Origin of the sequence: Achromobacter sp. ACM01 (genome assembly GCF_014851745.1) — a bacterium.
GTDB classification, from domain to species: Bacteria; Pseudomonadota; Gammaproteobacteria; order Burkholderiales; family Burkholderiaceae_B; genus Achromobacter; species Achromobacter aegrifaciens.
Map to the genome: position 1 here is coordinate 1,167,945 of NZ_JACVAF010000003.1, position 16,233 is coordinate 1,184,177.

At 64.1% G+C, this 16,233-nt stretch carries 12 protein-coding genes and 1 tRNA gene; 7 read left to right on the forward strand and 6 right to left on the reverse strand.

Going from position 1 to position 16,233, the window contains the following annotated elements; translation table 11 throughout:
• The first annotated feature begins 175 nt into the window (after positions 1 to 175).
• From IB268_RS20155 to IB268_RS20180, 6 genes are all read left to right on the forward strand, one after another.
• Positions 176 to 1,522 (forward strand): MFS transporter, encoded by a 1,347-nt coding sequence (locus IB268_RS20155; RefSeq protein WP_192354710.1) that lies wholly within the window; start codon positions 176 to 178, stop codon positions 1,520 to 1,522.
• Positions 1,522 to 2,613, forward strand: a complete 1,092-nt coding sequence (locus IB268_RS20160) for a M14 family metallopeptidase (RefSeq protein ID WP_175163502.1) — start codon at positions 1,522 to 1,524, stop codon at positions 2,611 to 2,613. Before IB268_RS20155 ends, IB268_RS20160 begins: the two co-directional genes overlap by 1 nt.
• Positions 2,613 to 3,704, forward strand: coding sequence for a M14 family metallopeptidase (locus IB268_RS20165; RefSeq protein ID WP_125472047.1), 1,092 nt, complete (start codon positions 2,613 to 2,615; stop codon positions 3,702 to 3,704). Before IB268_RS20160 ends, IB268_RS20165 begins: the two co-directional genes overlap by 1 nt.
• Before the next feature lie 88 nt (positions 3,705 to 3,792).
• On the forward strand, positions 3,793 to 4,059 hold the full coding sequence (locus IB268_RS20170; RefSeq protein ID WP_175163501.1) for a transposase: 267 nt from the start codon (positions 3,793 to 3,795) through the stop codon (positions 4,057 to 4,059).
• A 71-nt stretch (positions 4,060 to 4,130) separates the two neighbouring features.
• A complete protein-coding gene (locus tag IB268_RS20175) occupies positions 4,131 to 5,873 on the forward strand; it encodes a diguanylate cyclase (RefSeq protein WP_175163500.1) in 1,743 nt (580 codons plus the stop codon).
• Positions 5,874 to 6,055: 182 nt separating this feature from the next.
• On the forward strand, positions 6,056 to 7,690 hold the full coding sequence (locus IB268_RS20180) for a methyl-accepting chemotaxis protein (RefSeq protein ID WP_192354711.1): 1,635 nt from the start codon (positions 6,056 to 6,058) through the stop codon (positions 7,688 to 7,690).
• A 192-nt stretch (positions 7,691 to 7,882) separates the two neighbouring features.
• Here the strand turns inward: IB268_RS20180 and IB268_RS20185 are convergent.
• The 6 genes from IB268_RS20185 to mnmD form a co-directional block, all read right to left on the reverse strand.
• A tRNA-Lys gene (locus tag IB268_RS20185) sits at positions 7,883 to 7,958 on the reverse strand.
• A gap of 133 nt (positions 7,959 to 8,091) precedes the next feature.
• On the reverse strand, positions 8,092 to 8,889 hold the full coding sequence (locus tag IB268_RS20190) for a MetQ/NlpA family ABC transporter substrate-binding protein (protein WP_054457577.1): 798 nt from the start codon (positions 8,887 to 8,889) through the stop codon (positions 8,092 to 8,094).
• Between the two features lie 55 nt (positions 8,890 to 8,944).
• On the reverse strand, positions 8,945 to 9,598 hold the full coding sequence (locus tag IB268_RS20195) for a methionine ABC transporter permease (protein WP_042796433.1): 654 nt from the start codon (positions 9,596 to 9,598) through the stop codon (positions 8,945 to 8,947).
• Entirely contained in the window at positions 9,555 to 10,643 is a 1,089-nt protein-coding gene (locus IB268_RS20200; RefSeq protein ID WP_054457578.1) for a methionine ABC transporter ATP-binding protein, read from the reverse strand. The genes IB268_RS20195 and IB268_RS20200 overlap by 44 nt, the downstream gene beginning before the upstream one ends.
• Positions 10,644 to 10,842: 199 nt before the next feature.
• On the reverse strand, positions 10,843 to 13,068 hold the full coding sequence (locus IB268_RS20205) for a TIM-barrel domain-containing protein (protein WP_054457579.1): 2,226 nt from the start codon (positions 13,066 to 13,068) through the stop codon (positions 10,843 to 10,845).
• Between the two features lie 272 nt (positions 13,069 to 13,340).
• Positions 13,341 to 15,212 carry a tRNA (5-methylaminomethyl-2-thiouridine)(34)-methyltransferase MnmD gene (mnmD, locus tag IB268_RS20210; RefSeq protein ID WP_192354712.1) on the reverse strand — a complete coding sequence of 624 codons (1,872 nt, stop codon included), beginning with the start codon at positions 15,210 to 15,212 and terminating at the stop codon, positions 13,341 to 13,343.
• 142 nt (positions 15,213 to 15,354) lie between these two features.
• On the opposite strand from mnmD, the gene IB268_RS20215 reads away from it, so the two are divergent.
• Complete coding sequence (locus tag IB268_RS20215; RefSeq protein WP_054457624.1) at positions 15,355 to 16,230, forward strand: inositol monophosphatase family protein; 876 nt, start codon at positions 15,355 to 15,357, stop codon at positions 16,228 to 16,230.
• Positions 16,231 to 16,233: the final 3 nt, after the last annotated feature.

Consider the following 16,233-nt stretch of genomic DNA (forward strand, 5'->3'; position numbering starts at 1 on the left):
GACCGGATCAAAACACTGGGGGAAAGGGAGGCTGCTCTATATAAAAAAGTGTTCACCAAATCGAATTTTCTTTCTTTTTCTTATCCAAGGGCATCCGTATAGTGCCCTTCGAGAGGCGAGCCCAAGGCCCGGGACCACGGATCGGCGCACCTCTCACCAGACACCAGGGGAAACCATGTCTATCGCAATCGCAGCGACCGCGTCCAACGCGCTCCACACGCCGTCCATGCGCCGGCGCGTCATCGCTGGCACCACCATCGGCAACGCACTTGAATTCTTCGATTTCACCGTTTTCACCTTTCTGATGCTGGTGCTCGGCCCGCTGTTCTTCCCGGCCGCCTCGGGCTACGGCCAATTGCTCTTGACCACCGCCACCTTTGGCGTCGGATTCCTGATGCGCCCCGTGGGCGGCATGCTCATCGGCTCCTATGCCGACCGCCACGGCCGCCGTGCGGCCATGACGCTGACGCTGTGGATGATGGGCCTGGGCTGTGCCTTGATCGCCGTGGCCCCCACGTATGCGCAAATGGGCATGGTCGGCCCGGTCATGATGGTGCTGGCCCGACTGATCCAGGGCTTCGCCGCGGGCGGCGAGGTCGGCGCCTCCACCACCCTGCTGGTTGAACATGCGCCACGAGGCAAGCGCGCCTTCTATTCCAGTTGGCAGTTCGGCAGCCAGTCGCTGGGCGTAATGCTTGGCGCACTGGTCGTGACGCTGCTGACCATGGGACTGACAACGGAACAGATGCAGGCCTGGGGCTGGCGCGTGCCATTCGTGATCGGCATCCTGACCGTGCCCGTGGGCGCCTACATCCGCCGGAACCTCGAAGAAACGCTGACCAGCTCGCCTCAAAACACCGGCAAACCGCAACGCGCGACCGCGCACCCCGCCACCACTCACCAACCTTTGCGCCGCGTCTTCGCCGACTACAAGGTCACCATACTCAAGGGCATCCTGTTGCTCATCGGCGGCATGGTCAGCACGCAGATCCTCAGCTTCTACATGCCAGCGTATGCCAACCGGGAATTGGGCTTGCCGGCGACGTCCACGCTGTCGGCAAGCGTCGTGTTCGGCGCTGTCGGTTTCCTGATTGCGCCATTTGTCGGCATGCTTGCGGACCGCTATGGCCGCAAGCGCGTGATCTTCTGGTCGCGTCTGGCGACCCTGATCGTCCTGCTGCCCTGCTTCCAGTGGCTGATGACCGCACCCAGCACCGAACGGCTGATGTTGCTCGTCGCCCTGTTTGCGGTACTGGTGGCGCTGCAGTCGGCGCCGGCATTCACGATGCTTCCCGAACTCTTCCCCAAGGCCGTACGCACGACGGGCATGTCGGTCGTGTACGGACTGGGCATCTCCGTGTTCGGCGGCTTCGCGCAGTTCTTCGTGACCTGGCTGCTGCACGTGACCGGCAACTCCATGGCGCCGGCGTGGTTCCTGATGGTGGCGATAGCTCTTTCAACAGTGGTGCTGTTCTGGATCGACGACCGCACCCACGACGACATCGACGCTCAGGAGGCCTGATGCAGCTCGGTTCCAGCTACTTCTCGCGCAGCTACGAAGAGGCTCGCCACCGTTTCGTGCTCGCGGCCAAACCACTGGCCACGCACTTTCACTCCTACGTCATCGAACCCGCGGGCCGCGCAGGCGAAGCGTTGGCAACCGATGTCGCGTTGATCGGTCCACCGGACGCGGAACGGCTGTTGATCATGACCTCCGCCACGCATGGCGTGGAAGGCTTTTGCGGCTCGGGCTGCCAACTGGCCCTGCTGGACGACGCCGCCATGCTGGAACGCGCCCGCAGGGCCGGCGTGGCTTTGCTGCTCGTGCACGCAATCAACCCTTACGGGTTTTCCTGGCTGGCGCGTACGAACGAAGACAATGTCGACCTGAACCGCAATGACCAGATCTTCGACGGACGCCCCCTGCCGCAGAATTCCGGATATGCGCAGATACATGATCTGCTGCTGCCCACGGAATGGCCGCCCACGGCTGCAAATATCGCGCGCATCGACGCCTACGTCGCCGAACATGGTCGGGCGGCTTTTGCGCAGGTCGTGACCCGCGGGCAGTACACGCACGCCGACGGCCTGTTCTACGGCGGCAACCACACCACTGCGTCGCTACTGAATCTGCGCCATATCCTGCAACAGCACGGCAGCCGCAGCAAGCATATCGGCTGGATCGACGTACATACAGGATTGGGGCCTCGCGGTCACGGCGAAAAAATCTACGCGGGCCGCCGCGACGCTGCCGCGGTCGCCAGGGCCCGCCAATGGTGGGGCAGCGATATCGCGGTTCCCTACGAAGGCAGTTCCGCATCGGTGGACATTACCGGCCAGTTGGCGGGCCTGATCTACCAGACTTGTCCGAACGCCTTGCACACGCCGATGGCGCTGGAATTCGGCACCGTTCCCCTTGACGCCATGATCGAAGCGCTGCGCGGCCGCAACTGGCTGCTTGCCCATCCAGAGGCCGACGACGCCAAGCGCGACGCCATCCTGAACGCCACGCTGGATGCGTTCTACTGCAACGCCGCCGATTGGCACGGCATGATCCTGGGCCAAAGCCGCGTGGCCGTTCTGCAAGCCCTGTCCGGCTTACAGGAGGCCTGATGCGAACCAGCGCGAGCTACTTTTCCCGCAGCTACGCCCAGGCGCGCGAGCGTTTTGCGCAGGCGGCCAGGCCGCTCGCCGATTCGTTCCACTCCTATGGCATCGACCAGACCGGCAGCGAAGGCGAGGCATTGAGCACCGATGTCGCCTACATCGGCGACCCCGACGCCGATCGGATTCTCATCATGACATCCGCCGTGCTGGGAGTGGAAGGATTCTGCGGCTCCGGGTGCCAGCTCGCGCTGCTCGACGATACCGTCATGCTGGCCCGCGCACGAGAGGCCGGCGTGGCCTTGCTGCTGGTGCATGCGGTCAATCCTTACGGCTATTCCTGGATCGCCCGGACGGACGAGTACAACATCGACCTGAACCGCAACGGACTGCCCTTCGACGGACGACCGCTACCGGCAAACCCCGAATACGCAAGGCTGCACGACCTGCTGCTGCCCGAGGAATGGCCCCCCACAGAATCCAACCAGCAACTGATCGCCCAGTACATCGCCGAACACGGGCAGTCCACATTCGCGCAAGCGGTCTCGCGGGGCCAGTATTCGCACGCCAACGGCCTGTTCTATGGCGGTGACCGTCCGGCGGCATCGCTGCAAAACCTGCGCCGTATCCTGCACGAGCATGCGCGTACGCGTACCCATATCGGCTGGATCGACGTGCACACCGGTTGGGGACCGCGCGGCCACGGCGAAAAACTCTACGCCGGCCGCCACGACGACGCCGAAGTGGCGCGCGCACGCCAGTGGTGGGGAAGCGACATCACCGTTCCCTATCAAGGCAACTCGGTGTCGGTAGATATCTCCGGCCAGCTTGCCGATCTGATTTATCAGGCCTGTCCTTTGTCGCTGCCGACGTCGATGGCCATTGTTTTCGGGGCTGTCCGTTTCGACGCCATGGTGCATGCGTTGTGCGGCAGGAACTGGCTGCACGCGCACCCCGAAGCGCCGGACGAATTGCGGCGGACCATCCTGCAGACCACGCTGGACGCGTTCTATTGCAACGAGGCGAATTGGCACGGCATGGTGCTGGGACAAACCCGGGTTGCAGTGCTACAGGCGCTACGCGGCTTGCAGGTAGCTTGACGCAATGAGTCAAAGCGATTGCTCGGGGTGTACGCGCTCATGGTTTGAAAGGAATTGACTTCGTCTCAGGATACGGGGGGTGCATAACATGGATCGGTTGGGCTTTACGGAAGAACAGATCAGGCATGCGTTGAGACAGGCGACGCTTGGCACGCCGATGTCTGACATCTGCAAGCGCATGGGCGTGAGCGTAGCGATTTTCCACGAGTGGAAGACGCATTACGACGGGCTTGCGTCCTCTGAACTGAAGTTGCTGAACAAGCTGGAAAGCGAGTGCAACCGGCTTGAACGCCTGATCGCCATCCTGGCGCTCAACAAAGTGATACTGCAGGACACGCTCGGAGCCAAGGAGTGAATCGCGCGCGACGCGGCAAGTCTGCCGCTATCCCTCCCGCCTGTTGAAATCTCTTCGTCCGCACCGTTCTTTTGAAATCCCTGAACCGCTACACGGTGGCCTATGTCATCGGCGTGCTCATCCCGGTCAGCGCGCTGATAGGCATTCAACTTACGCATAGCTGGCGGGCCCACGCGGCGGCGCGCGATGCCATGTCGAGCCTGGGCGTCGTCCAGGGCACGCTGGAGGCGATGGCTACCGTCCTGATGGAACGCGGTTCGATGAATGCGGCGCTGATTGAAGGCCAGCCGGTATCCGAGGCCAGACAGCAAGAACTACAACTCGCGCGCAACGCCAGCGACAACAGAATTGCCGAGCTGCTGGAACTGCACCGAACCCGCAGCTGCGACAGTTGCAGGGATGTCCGAGCCACCATCCAGCACATCGCGCGGACCCTGGTCCAACACCGCGCCGCCGCAGATCGGCTCATCGCCAGGCCGCGTGCGCTGATCAGCGCGCAAGAGCTGAATGACGTGGTGGTCATCATGGCCGGGCTCATTCCCGCTCTCGAGGAAACCGCGCTCGACAACTCGGCCGTCGTGATCCGACATGAAGTGGAAAGCCCCGGCCTCATGACCATTGCCATGCTTGCAGCAGGCCTGCGCGAACAAGCCGGCCTGCTGGGATCCTCCTTCATGCCCGCACAGGTTCAGCGTCGCCCTCTCAGTGACTTGGAAACGCAACGCATCGAACAGCAGCTTGGACGCGTTTCGCAATTGCGTGCGTTGCTTGAAGTACAGCTTTCCACCCATGCGGACCTCGAGACGCGCGCGTATCCCCGAGTTCAGTTTGAGTATTTTGGCGCAGGCCTGGAGTACATCGAAACCTTGCGCCACACGCCACCTTCAAGCGCGGACTCGCCCAGTCCGCAGGCGGGCACGCAGGAGCGTTATGTTCCGCTGATGCAATCCATCGTCGACTTCCGCGATGAAGTTCTGAGCGTATTGGAAAAGCTCCTGGAACGGCAACGCGTCAACGCGGTGACGGAACTGGTCACGACCACAGCGGTCGCCATCGTGCTGTTGCTGGCCGCCACCTGGGGATTCACCAAGTTCCGCTGGCGTCTGATACGACCATTCGTCGTGGCCACCGAAATCATCAACTCCATCAATGACAACGCCCCCGCGCCAATCTCCGGCGCCGGCTATCGGAAGGAAGTCCGCGGCCTGTTCGACGCCATTCAGAGATTGAAGGAGGACGCCATCGCCAAGTCCCGGACAGAGCATGAACGCGAGCGGCTCATCGCCGATCTGGCGACCTTGGCGGAGACAGACTTCCTCACGGGGCTGCTCAACCGTCGCGCATTTCACGTCCGCGCCGTAGCCTTGTGCGCAAGCCTGCATGAGCCGGAACAGATGCTGACTTTGATCGTCTTCGACATCGATCATTTCAAGCGGATCAACGATTCCTACGGCCACGCCGGCGGCGACAACGTGCTGGTGGCGGTGGCCCAGGCATGCCATCAGACATGGCGGCGCACCGACATCGTTGCGCGCATCGGCGGCGAAGAATTCGCGGTGCTATGCACGGTTCCCAGCATGGCGCAAGCAAGCGCAATGGCGCAGAGCATGCGCCGCCGCATCGAACGCCTGACGGTCCCTGCCGACGGCAGGACCATAACGTCGATCACCAGCAGCTTTGGCGTGGTCTGCGCGCGGGCAGATGAAATCAGCGATATCGACGCGTTGCTGAAGCAAGCGGACGCACTGCTCTATCGCGCCAAGGCCTCTGGCCGCAACTGCGTCATCACGCAGTCCGACAACCCGGCGCGATAAATCGATGGATGGCTTTCACCTGCGCCGCGCGGGCTTGCGCGGCGTGATCTACGGTCGCCCACAAAATAGGAAAAAGTGCTTGGCGGAACAAAATTTCTGTCTTTTGTCGCGCGCAGCGCGTCCGTATAGTCCGGACAGCGTGAACCGAATACAGAGATTCCATTTTTGAAAGCGAAATTGAAATGAAGCCATCAAAGCTGAAGATGCGTACTCGCCTTGCCATGGGTTTTGCGATGATCATGGTGGCGCTGCTGGTGTCCGGCGTTCTCGGCGCGTTTGGCATCCGGGCGCTGGAGCAGGATGTCTATCAGATCACCTCGATCAACAACGAACAGCGGCGCCTGGCGATCGACATGCGCTACCAAGTCCAGGAACAGGCCATCGCGATCCGCAACATTCTGCTCCTCACGGATCCGTCGGTGCTGAAGGCCGAATTACTGCGAGCAAATGAAGCGGAGAAACTCTACAACGAATCTCGAGACAAGCTGGGTGGCATGTTCTCCAGCCGCTCTGGCACCACCAACGACGAAAGGCGTCTGTTCGCCGCCGCCGGCGTTGCACAACAAGACATGCGTTCGCAGTTCGTGCGTGTCATGGAAGAAGGATTGAACGGCGACCGCCAGAACGCGCAACATCTGCTGGAAGAGGAACTGCGGCCCAAGCAACGCGTGCTCCAGGAAACGCTTTCCACACTCGCGGCGCTCGAAACGCAGATCAACGACGCACGCGCGGCGGATACCCGAACGTTCGCGAACCAGTTGCAATGGGCTGTAGGAACGACCGTCATGATCGCGCTGCTACTTGGGGTGCTTGCTGGCTGTCTCACGGCGCGCAGCATCCTGCGCCAGCTGGGTGGCGATCCCGGCGATGCACAAGTCCTGGCGGTAAGCATCGCGGATGGCGATCTGACCAGCCGACTGCAGCTCGATTCCCGCTATGACCACAGCTTGATGCATGGTCTGGAATCCATGCGATCACGTCTATCCAGAATCGTCGATGCAATCAAATCGTCGGCTTCGTCGATTTCGACGGCTGCTGGTCAGATTGCCCAAGGCAATGCAGACCTGTCGCACCGTACCGAGGAGCAGGCCGCCTCTCTGGAAGAGACAGCCGCCAGCATCGAACAGCTGACGTCCACCGTGCGACTGAATCAAGACAACGCGGCAAGCGGAGACGAGGTAGCCATTGAAGGAGCCAAGGCAGCCGAGAAAGCTGGCAGCGTGGTGTCCGAGATGCTCGCAGCCATGACAGAGATTTCCGCCAACTCCGAAAAGGTCGCTCAGATCGTGTCGCTGATCGAGAGCATTGCATTTCAGACGAACATACTTGCGTTGAACGCTGCGGTGGAAGCCGCCAGGGCCGGGGATCAAGGCCGCGGCTTCGCCGTGGTCGCCGGCGAGGTCCGGGCGCTGGCTCAACGCAGCGCCACATCCGCAAGGGAAATCAAAGACCTGATCGAGACCTCCACTTCCGTGGTCCAGGCCGGACGGGATCTCGCCGCGCGGGCTGGCCGGGACATGGAGAACGTCGTGACCTCGGTGATGCGCATGAAGACAATAACAGGAGAGATCGCCACCGCGTCGCGCGAACAAGCCATCGGTATTGAACAGGTCAACGTCGCCATCGCCCAACTGGACTCCGTGACGCAGCAGAATGCGGCATTGGTCGAGGAATCCGCTGCCGCGGCGCATTCCATGGCGGAACAGGCGCGCGACCTGCTGCATGCGGTCGAAGTGTTCAAGACGGCATCGTCCCAGTCCCCGCGGCATGTGCCGATGGCGGAGCCGACCCTCATCGCGTTTGCGGCCTCTACGTAAGAGAGCAACACGAATGGACCGGCTGCAACGCGCGCCGGTCCAGCAGCGGCTTCAACCCGGCCACAAGCCGAGTCCATAGCCAGGTCATGAACCACAATGATCAAGAAGCAAAAAAAACGCCGCTAGAAATAGCGGCGTTTTTCTTGAGTACAGCAATGCTTGGACAGCCATTGCTTTGTACGAGAATTGGGGTGGTGGGTTGTGCGAGACTCGAACTCGCGACCAACGGATTAAAAGTCCGCTGCTCTACCGACTGAGCTAACAACCCGACCGAAGCCAGAAATTATGGCCGATTTGGCGCCGTTTGTCAAAATTCGGTGCAAGGCCCCAACCCATAACTTCCACCGAGCAACAAAAACGGCCGCTCGCGGCGGCCGTTCCTGGAGCTGGCGGTGCTGGGCTTACCAGGCGGCCACCACCGCGCCCTTGTACTTGGTCTCGATGAACTGCTTCACGGCCGGGCTGTGATAGATGGCGATCAGCTTGGCGAACTCGGGACGGTCCTTGTCCTTTTCACGCACGACCAGCACATTGGCGTACGGCGAGTCGGGCGATTCCTGGGCGATGGCGTCCTTGGCGGGATTCAGGCCAGCTTCCAGCGCAAAGTTGGTATTCACGGCCGACGCATCGGTGTCATCCAGCGAGCGCGGCAACTGAGCAGCGTCGAGTTCGATGAAGCGCAGTTTCTTGGGGTTCTCGACCACGTCGATCGGGGTCGCCTTCAGGCCGACATCAGGACGCAGCTTGATCAAGCCGTTGGCCTGCAGCAACAGCAGGGCGCGGCCGCCATTGGTCGGATCGTTCGGCAGCGCAATGCGGGCGCCTTCCTTCAGCTCGGACAGCGACTTGATCTTCTTGCTGTAGATGCCGATGGGGAAAATCACCGTCTTGGCGATGCTGACCAGCTTGTAGCCGCGGTCGGCGTTGGCGTTGTCCAGATAGGGTTGGTGCTGGTAGCTGTTGGCGTCCAGGTCGCCCGAGGACAGCGCGACGTTGGGCTGCACGTAGTCGGTGAATTCGATGACCTGGATGTTCAGGCCCTGCTTGGCGGCTTCCTGCTTCACCACATCAAAGATCTGGGCGTGCGGGCCGGCGGTCACGCCGATCTTCAGCGGCTTGTCCTGGGCCAGCGCGGGCTGGGCGAAAACGGCGGCGCCGAGTGCGAACGCGGCCAGCGACTTCAAAACCTTGATGCTCATGTTGCAGTATCCCGAATGTCGGAAGTGAGGAGAAATGGATGCGGCGCCGGCAGGATCAGCGATGCGAGATGCGGCGCACGTAACGGTCGCCCAGGCTCTGGATCACCTGGACCAGGACGATCAGCACGATGACGACTGCGGCCATCACGTCGGACTGGAAGCGCTGGTAGCCGTAGCGGATGGCCAGGTCGCCCAGGCCGCCTCCGCCGATGGCGCCGGCCATGGCCGAATAACCGATCAGGCTGACGACAGTGACGACCGTGGCTGCGATGAGGCCGGGCAAGGATTCGGGCAGCAGCACCTTCATGATGATCTGCATGGGCGACGCGCCCATGGCGCGCGCCGCGGTAATCAGCCCCGGGTCGACTTCGCGCATGGCGTTTTCGGCGATGCGGGCCATGAACGGAATCGCGGCGACCGACAAGGGCACGATGGCGGCGGTGGTGCCGATGGAGGTCTGGGCCACCAGGCGCGTGAACGGGATGATCGCTACCATCAGGATGACGAACGGCACCGAACGCGTGGCGTTGATCACCGCGCCCAGCACATGGTTGACGGACTGGTTCTCGAGCATGTTGCCGCGGGCCGTCACCGTCAGGATCACGCCCAGCGGAATGCCGATCACCACCGCGATGGCGCTGGCCACGCCCACCATCAGCAGGGTGTCAAGCAGCGACGTAATAAGCAGGTCGATCAGTTGCGGACTCATGAGCTATTTCTTCAACGGTAATGTCACGGGCGGCCAGCGCGGCAATCGCGTCCTTGACCGATGCGGGCGCGCCTTGGGCCAGCACGAACATCGTGCCCACGGCCACGCCCTGGATGTCTTCCACGCGCGCCTGGATCAGGCCCACGTCCAGCGAATACTGCTTGTACAGGTCGGACAGGAAGGAGCCCGATGCGTCGGTGCCGGTCAGCGACAGGCGCAGCAGACGCACGGCCTGGCCCGGCTTGGCGGCGGCAAGCGCCTGGATGCGCTCCTTGACCGCGGCCAGCGTGGCGTCGGTCAGGTCGGACGCGGTGGCGGCCGACACCATGGCGCGGGTCACTTCGTGGCGCGGCTGCGCGAACACTTCGCGCGTGCTGCCCATTTCGACGACTTCGCCCTGCGACAGCACGGCGACGCGATCGCAGACCTCGCGCACGACTTCCATCTGGTGCGTGATCATGACCACGGTCACGCCGGTCTTGCGGTTGATGTCGCGCAGCAAGGCCAGGATGTTGTGCGTGGTTTCCGGATCCAGCGCGGACGTGGCTTCGTCGCTGAGCAGCACGTCCGGGTTGTTGGCCAGGGCGCGGGCAATGCCGACGCGCTGCTTCTGGCCGCCGCTGATCTGGCTGGGATAGCGGTCGCGCAGATGCTCCAGGCCCACCAGCGCCAGCAGGCGCTCGACGCGGGCCGGAATCTCGGCCTTGGCCACGCCGGCAATTTCCAGCGGCAGCGCAACATTGCCGTACACCGTGCGGCGCGACAGCAGGTTGAACCCCTGGAACACCATGCCGATGCGGCGGCGTTGCTCGCGCAACTGCGCCTCGTTCAAGCCGGTCAGGGACTGGCCGCCGATGGCGATCGATCCTTCATTGGGCCGCTCCAGCAAGTTGATGCACTGGACCAGCGTGCTTTTGCCGGCCCCGCTGGGGCCGATGATGCCGAAGACCTCGCCCTGCTTGATATGCAGGTTGATGCCGCGCAGCGCCTGGAATTGTCCGTGCGGCGTGGCGTAGGTCTTGGATAGGTTCTCGATCTGAATCATGGCAAGCGATTTTGTATCTTTTCTCTTCTACAGAGAACGACTGTTTCTTTCATTTTTTATAACTACAAGTAATATAAGAGCCCGTACCCGCGCCCGGTTGCGTCCCTAAGGAGCACACGCCATAACGCCGAAAGGGCAGTCAGGAAGGAAAGCCTTCCTGACTGCCCATTTTGTGCCGGACCGGCCGCAGCCGGCTTTTTCAGCGTGCGCGCGAGATGCGGACTTCCGCGCCGCGGCGCTTGACTTCCAGGCCCTCGGACGGAGAGATGCGCAGGCCTTCCAGCCCCTTGATGTAGCTGGAGCCTTGCATCTGCATCACGCGGATCTTGTTGCGCATGACGACCGGGTTATGCACCGGCATGCCGAACATCCAGACCTCGTCCAGGATGCGGGCCGAGTTGAACTCGCCGGTATGCTGCGCCGCCGGTCCAAGACAGAGCATGTGCCCTTCGCGGCCGAAAACCGGGAACTGGCCCAGTTCGCAATCGATGGTCCAGGTGGTGCCGCCTTCGTAGCGGTGCCCGGTGTTCAGGTCCCACCAGGCCTCGCCCTTGGGCAGGTACACGCGCACCTGCTTGCCGGGTTCGGTCACCGGCGCCACCAGCAGGGCCGGACCCAGCAGGTATTGCAGGTCCCAGTCATGCGCGTGCGGATCGTTCGGGAACGACATCGCCATCGAACGCTGCACCGGCAAGCCGGTGCGCGCCGAGTCCTCGATGGCGCCAAGCACGTAAGGCACCAGGCGGTAACGCCACTGCATCCAGGTCTTGGCATGCGCCAGGGTTTCTTCGCCGAAGTCCCATGGCATCAGGCCTTCCACGCCCTGGAAAGCGAAGTTCGACGAGAACACGCCGGCGGTCAGCCAGCGCAGGTACAGCTCGGGCGTCATGCCGGCGCGGTCGCGCGCGGCCGAGCCGATGCCATGCACCTGGACGGGCAAGCCGCTGGCGCCGATCGACAACGCGGTGCGCAGGGTGTGACGCAGCCCTTCCCAGGTGTTTTCAACCTGCGGCCCCACTTGCCACGGCAGACGCTGGGCGGCGGGGAACAGATCGGAGCTGGGCACCACGCCTTCCGGCGGCACCTTCAGGCCGGCGACCGCATCGAACAGCGCGCGGCGCACCAGCAGCGGATACATGCTGCGCAGCGCAGGACCGGTTTCGCCGTTGCGGGCCGTGACGCCGTCGGGGATGGCGATCTGGGCGTCGCACGCGGGCGCGTCCAGGCCGTCTTCGACCAATTGGCGATGGCGCTCCACCCACAGGTTGTAGATGTCGCGGTAGGTCAGGTCCAGCAGGCCGTACGGCTGTCCCGAGGTGGCGGCGGTGCCGTCGAACACCTGGGCCGAACCGTCGTCCTTGGCCAACAGCCAGCCGCGGTCTTCAAGTTCCTCGAACAGCGGGCTGGTCTTCAGCACGCCCGGGAAGCCGGAAGCGGCGACATGCACATGGTGCTTGTGGAACAGCGCCAGCATCTGCTTGGCGTCCGGGAAACGCTGGGCGTCCCATTCGAAAACCGTCTTGTCCGACTGGAAGCCCCAGGCCGCAGGCTGCGCCAGCGTCACGGCATCCACCGGAATCTGGTTTTCGCGCATGCGAGCGACCAAGGCCACGGTGTCCGTGGGCATTTCGCCCGGAGCCTGCTGCAGCCACGCGCCCATCGCCCACAGCGAAGGCTGGCCCGCGCGGCCGGTCAAGGCGGTGTACTGATTGAGGATCTCGCCCGGTTCGCCAGCGAACAGGAACATGTCCAGCACGACGTCGTCCACGGTCAGCACATAGGCGGAGTCCGCAGGCGCCACGCCCACCGAGTGTTCGACGCGGCGCATGGTGTTGACGTAGACCCCCCAGCCGCGCGGGCTCCATGCCAAAGGCAGGGCGCGGTGCTCGGGGTCGTCGGACACCACGGATTCTTCGCGGCGGTTCAGATCGCCCGGCGTTTCGCCCAGGCCATAGATGCGCTCGTCGGACTGCAGCGTGAAACCCGCCGTCCAGACGGCGTCGTCGGCCTGGTCCAGCGCGTTGTGCCCGAATGCGGGCGTATGCGCGGATACCTCGGACTCGAACACCCGTTCGTCGTTGCGGTAGATCGCGACGCGCACGGGGTTGGACAGGATTTCCAGGGAGACGTCACCCTGGGTGATCCGCCAGCCCTCCCCGTCGTCGCGCGGAGCGATAACGGCTTCGCCCACGGCCTCCTGGCGCGCGAGCAGCATTTCCGCCACGGCGCGAGCACGCGCGCCGGGCTTGTCATCGGTAAGGTGATTAGCCTCGCCGCAGCGCAGGCGAAAGACGCCAGGCGCATGCGCCTCGACTACCAGATGCAACCCATCGCCCGCGTCGAAATCGATGCGACTGGGGCGGGACGTCAGCAGCTCGACGTTTTCGAGCTGGGTAGTATGGGCAAAGTCGAACTTGGGCGGCACAGAGCATCCCCCGGCTTAAGCCAAAAACCATCAAAAGACGCTATTTTGACGGATTTGGGCTTTGAAATAAACTCGGTCCCTCATTTGGACTGCGATCTCATCCATAAAAGGGGTCTAAAGCCTTCGGCCAGCGCCCCCCAAGAGGAGCGGCCGTCGAGCCGCCAAAATGCCAGGTTCGCGGCCAACTCAGGCCAATTTGGCGCCAAATCCCGGCAATTCCTGCCATTCTACGCCACCCGGGACAAGCTCCCGGCGCCCCTTTCGGCTTTTTTTCATCGTGGCGAAATAAGTTGGGCCAGATCGGTTTCCAAAGGCGACGGCTCCCCAGCCAGACGCGCGGCGATCAGGTCTCCCATGAGCGCCGACCAAGACAGCCCCCGCGATGCATAGCCGATGGCCAACCACAGGCCCGGCGCGTGGGGTAGTTCTCCAACGGCGGGCAAGCGTCCGGGCAGCACGGCCCGCCATCCGGCCCAGCCCGGCAGACTGCCGGGCTCCAGGGATTCGAATTCGGGGAAGCCTCCGCCCAGCAGGCCCGCAGCCTTGTCCAGGGTGACACGCTGGCCCTCGGCGCCGATCCGCGCTTCGGCCGCGCCATGCACATAGGTGCTGCCGGCCACGCAGCCAGAGCCCACGTCGGGCAGCAGATAGCCCTCGCCGCCCACGATGCAGCGAGGACCGCCACGCAGCGTCTGCGCAGGCAGCAGCGTCACTTCTCCCGCAAGCGCGTGCATCTGGCCCACGCGCGGCAAGGGATCCAGCAAGCCGCTGTCTGCCAGCACGGCGCGCGCGCCGAACGCGTTGGCCAGAACGACGGTATCGGCTCGCGCCAGTTCAGCGCCCTCCGCATCGCGCACGCGCCAGCCGGCGCCGGCGCGTTCGACCCTGGCCGCCGTGCCGGGCAGCACCGTGACGCCCTCGGTCGCCAGCAGGGCCTCTATCAACAAGTCTGGCCGCAGCAGCATGCCCTGTCCGAAATACACGCCGCCGCGCGCCAGCGGCAGGCCGGCCAAGGCGCTGGCTTCGTCGCGGCTGACCTGGCGCACCCAGTGTTCGGGAAAGGCCAGGGTCTCCAGGGTGCCGGCCAAGGCCGCGGACCGGCCTTCGTCGCGCTCAAGCTGGACCGTGCCGCAGACCAGGGGCGCCGCGCCTGCCGGCAAACCCTGCCAGCGCGCCAGCGCGCGCAGGCTGCCGGCGCGCGACAGGCGCGCCCGCGCGTTGTCGTCTCGCGCCACCACCGGCGTCAAGGCCGCCGCGACATGCCCTGCGTGCGCCGCCGCGCCCTGCACCCGGCCCGCGTCGATCACGGTCACACGCCATCCGCGCGCGGCCAGCGCCTGGGCGATGCCGGCTCCCGCCAGCCCCGCTCCCACCACCACGGCGTAGCGGGACTCCGCGTGCGGGACGTCCGCGGCCGCACCTCCAGGGGCAATCGCAGTGGCCACGGTCATATGCCATTTGCCGCCGTAGCCGGGCGCGCGCCGCGCCTCGAAACCCGCCGTCCGCAAGACCTGGCGCAATTCGCCGGTGCAGGCCCAGGTGGCCAGCGTGGCGCCGGGCGCCGCAAGCTTGGCAAGGTCGCGCAGCAAGGGCAATTCCCACATCCGCGGATTGCGTTCAGGCGCGAAGCCGTCCAGGAAGAACGCGTCCACGCCGACGCGCAGACGGGACGCCAGGACCTGCGCATCGCCAAAGCCCAGCGTCAGCGTGACGGCGCCGCCCTCGAATTCGAGGCGATGCAGTCCGGGCAACAAGACCGGCCATGCTGCCGCCAGTTGTCGCCCCAGACCGGCCAAGGGCTCGGGCGCATAACGCGTCAAGAGAGCCGCCAAGTCCTCGCGTTCAAAGGGATGCCCTTCCAGCGACACCACGTGCAGCGCGGCGCTGCGCTGCGGATCGTCGCGCCATGCCTTCCAGAGAGCCAGGAAGTTCAGTCCCAGTCCGAAACCCGTTTCGCAGACGGTGAATGCGCGGCGTCCGCGCCAACGCTCAGGCAGGCCATTGCCCCGCAGGAACACGTGTTCCGCCTGTCCCAGCGCGCCCGACGGCGAATGGTAGACATCGCCATAAGCGGGGCTGTAGAGCCGGCCATCGGCGTCGAATTCAGCCTTGGCGGGGATCAGGGGGGCATAGGAGAAGGACATGGAAACGGCGGCGGCAGACGAAATAGAGAATGAAAATCAGCGCGGATTATCGGATGCGGCCGCGTTGGGCGGAAGCCACGCGGCATGGCGGTTTCGGGGCTTCACCACGGATTTGACGCATACATGGGCTTACACTGGTTTCATGGATACCTATGATCAGCCCCGCTCGCAGACCTCGCCCATCGACCTGTGCGCCGCGATCGACGCGGCAGTCACGGCAGCCCATGCCGGCGCGGCCATCCTGCAATCCTACGCGCATCACCGCGCCGATCTCGTGATCGACCGCAAGGCGCGCAACGATCTCGTATCCCAGGCGGACCGCGAGGCGGAGGCCGCCATTATCCAGGAGCTGCAAACGCGCACGCCCAAGTTCGGCATCGTCGCCGAAGAAACGGGCGGCAAGCCCCAAGGCAGCGCCACCTGGTATATCGACCCGCTGGACGGCACCACCAACTTCCTGCACGACATCCCGCATTACGCCGTGTCGATCGCGCTGATCGCACACGCAGGCACCGCCATATCGGCGTCCGACACGCTGGCCGAGGACACGCCCGTGGTCGGCGTGGTCTACGACCCCAGCCGCGAGGAACTCTTTACCGCGGTCCACGGCCTGGGCGCCTGGCTCAACGGACGGCGCATCAAGTGCTCGCGCACGGCGACCATCGAAGATGCGGTGCTGGCTACTGGCTTCCCGTTCCGCGACTTTTCATTCGCTGCGCAGTACATGCCCATGCTGCATGACGCCATCAACCGCGCGCGCGGCGTGCGCCGTATGGGTGCGGCGGCACTGGACCTGGCGTGGACCGCTTGCGGCCGCTACGACGGCTATTGGGAAATGGGCCTGGCGCCCTGGGACGTGGCCGCCGGCACGCTGATCCTGCGCGAAGCGGGCGGCGCATGTTCCGACATGCACCGCCAGGATCCCTGGCCCATCGGCGGGCGCGTCGTGGCCGGCAACAAGGCCATCGAACGCGCCCTGCACGAGATGATCGCGCCGCACCTCGACAAGAAGGACTGACGG

Excerpts from the sequence above, each read along its gene's own strand:
- IB268_RS20165 (WP_125472047.1), top strand. The coding sequence starts at position 2,613 with ATGCGAACCAGCGCGAGCTACTTTTCCCGCAGCTACGCCCAGGCGCGC.
- IB268_RS20195 (WP_042796433.1), bottom strand. The coding sequence starts at position 9,598 with ATGAGTCCGCAACTGATCGACCTGCTTATTACGTCGCTGCTTGACACC.
- IB268_RS20160 (WP_175163502.1), top strand. The coding sequence starts at position 1,522 with ATGCAGCTCGGTTCCAGCTACTTCTCGCGCAGCTACGAAGAGGCTCGC.
- IB268_RS20180 (WP_192354711.1), top strand. The coding sequence starts at position 6,056 with ATGAAGCCATCAAAGCTGAAGATGCGTACTCGCCTTGCCATGGGTTTT.
- IB268_RS20215 (WP_054457624.1), top strand. The coding sequence starts at position 15,355 with ATGGATACCTATGATCAGCCCCGCTCGCAGACCTCGCCCATCGACCTG.
- IB268_RS20170 (WP_175163501.1), top strand. The coding sequence starts at position 3,793 with ATGGATCGGTTGGGCTTTACGGAAGAACAGATCAGGCATGCGTTGAGA.
- IB268_RS20190 (WP_054457577.1), bottom strand. The coding sequence starts at position 8,889 with ATGAGCATCAAGGTTTTGAAGTCGCTGGCCGCGTTCGCACTCGGCGCC.
- IB268_RS20200 (WP_054457578.1), bottom strand. The coding sequence starts at position 10,643 with ATGATTCAGATCGAGAACCTATCCAAGACCTACGCCACGCCGCACGGA.
- mnmD (WP_192354712.1), bottom strand. The coding sequence starts at position 15,212 with ATGTCCTTCTCCTATGCCCCCCTGATCCCCGCCAAGGCTGAATTCGAC.
- IB268_RS20155 (WP_192354710.1), top strand. The coding sequence starts at position 176 with ATGTCTATCGCAATCGCAGCGACCGCGTCCAACGCGCTCCACACGCCG.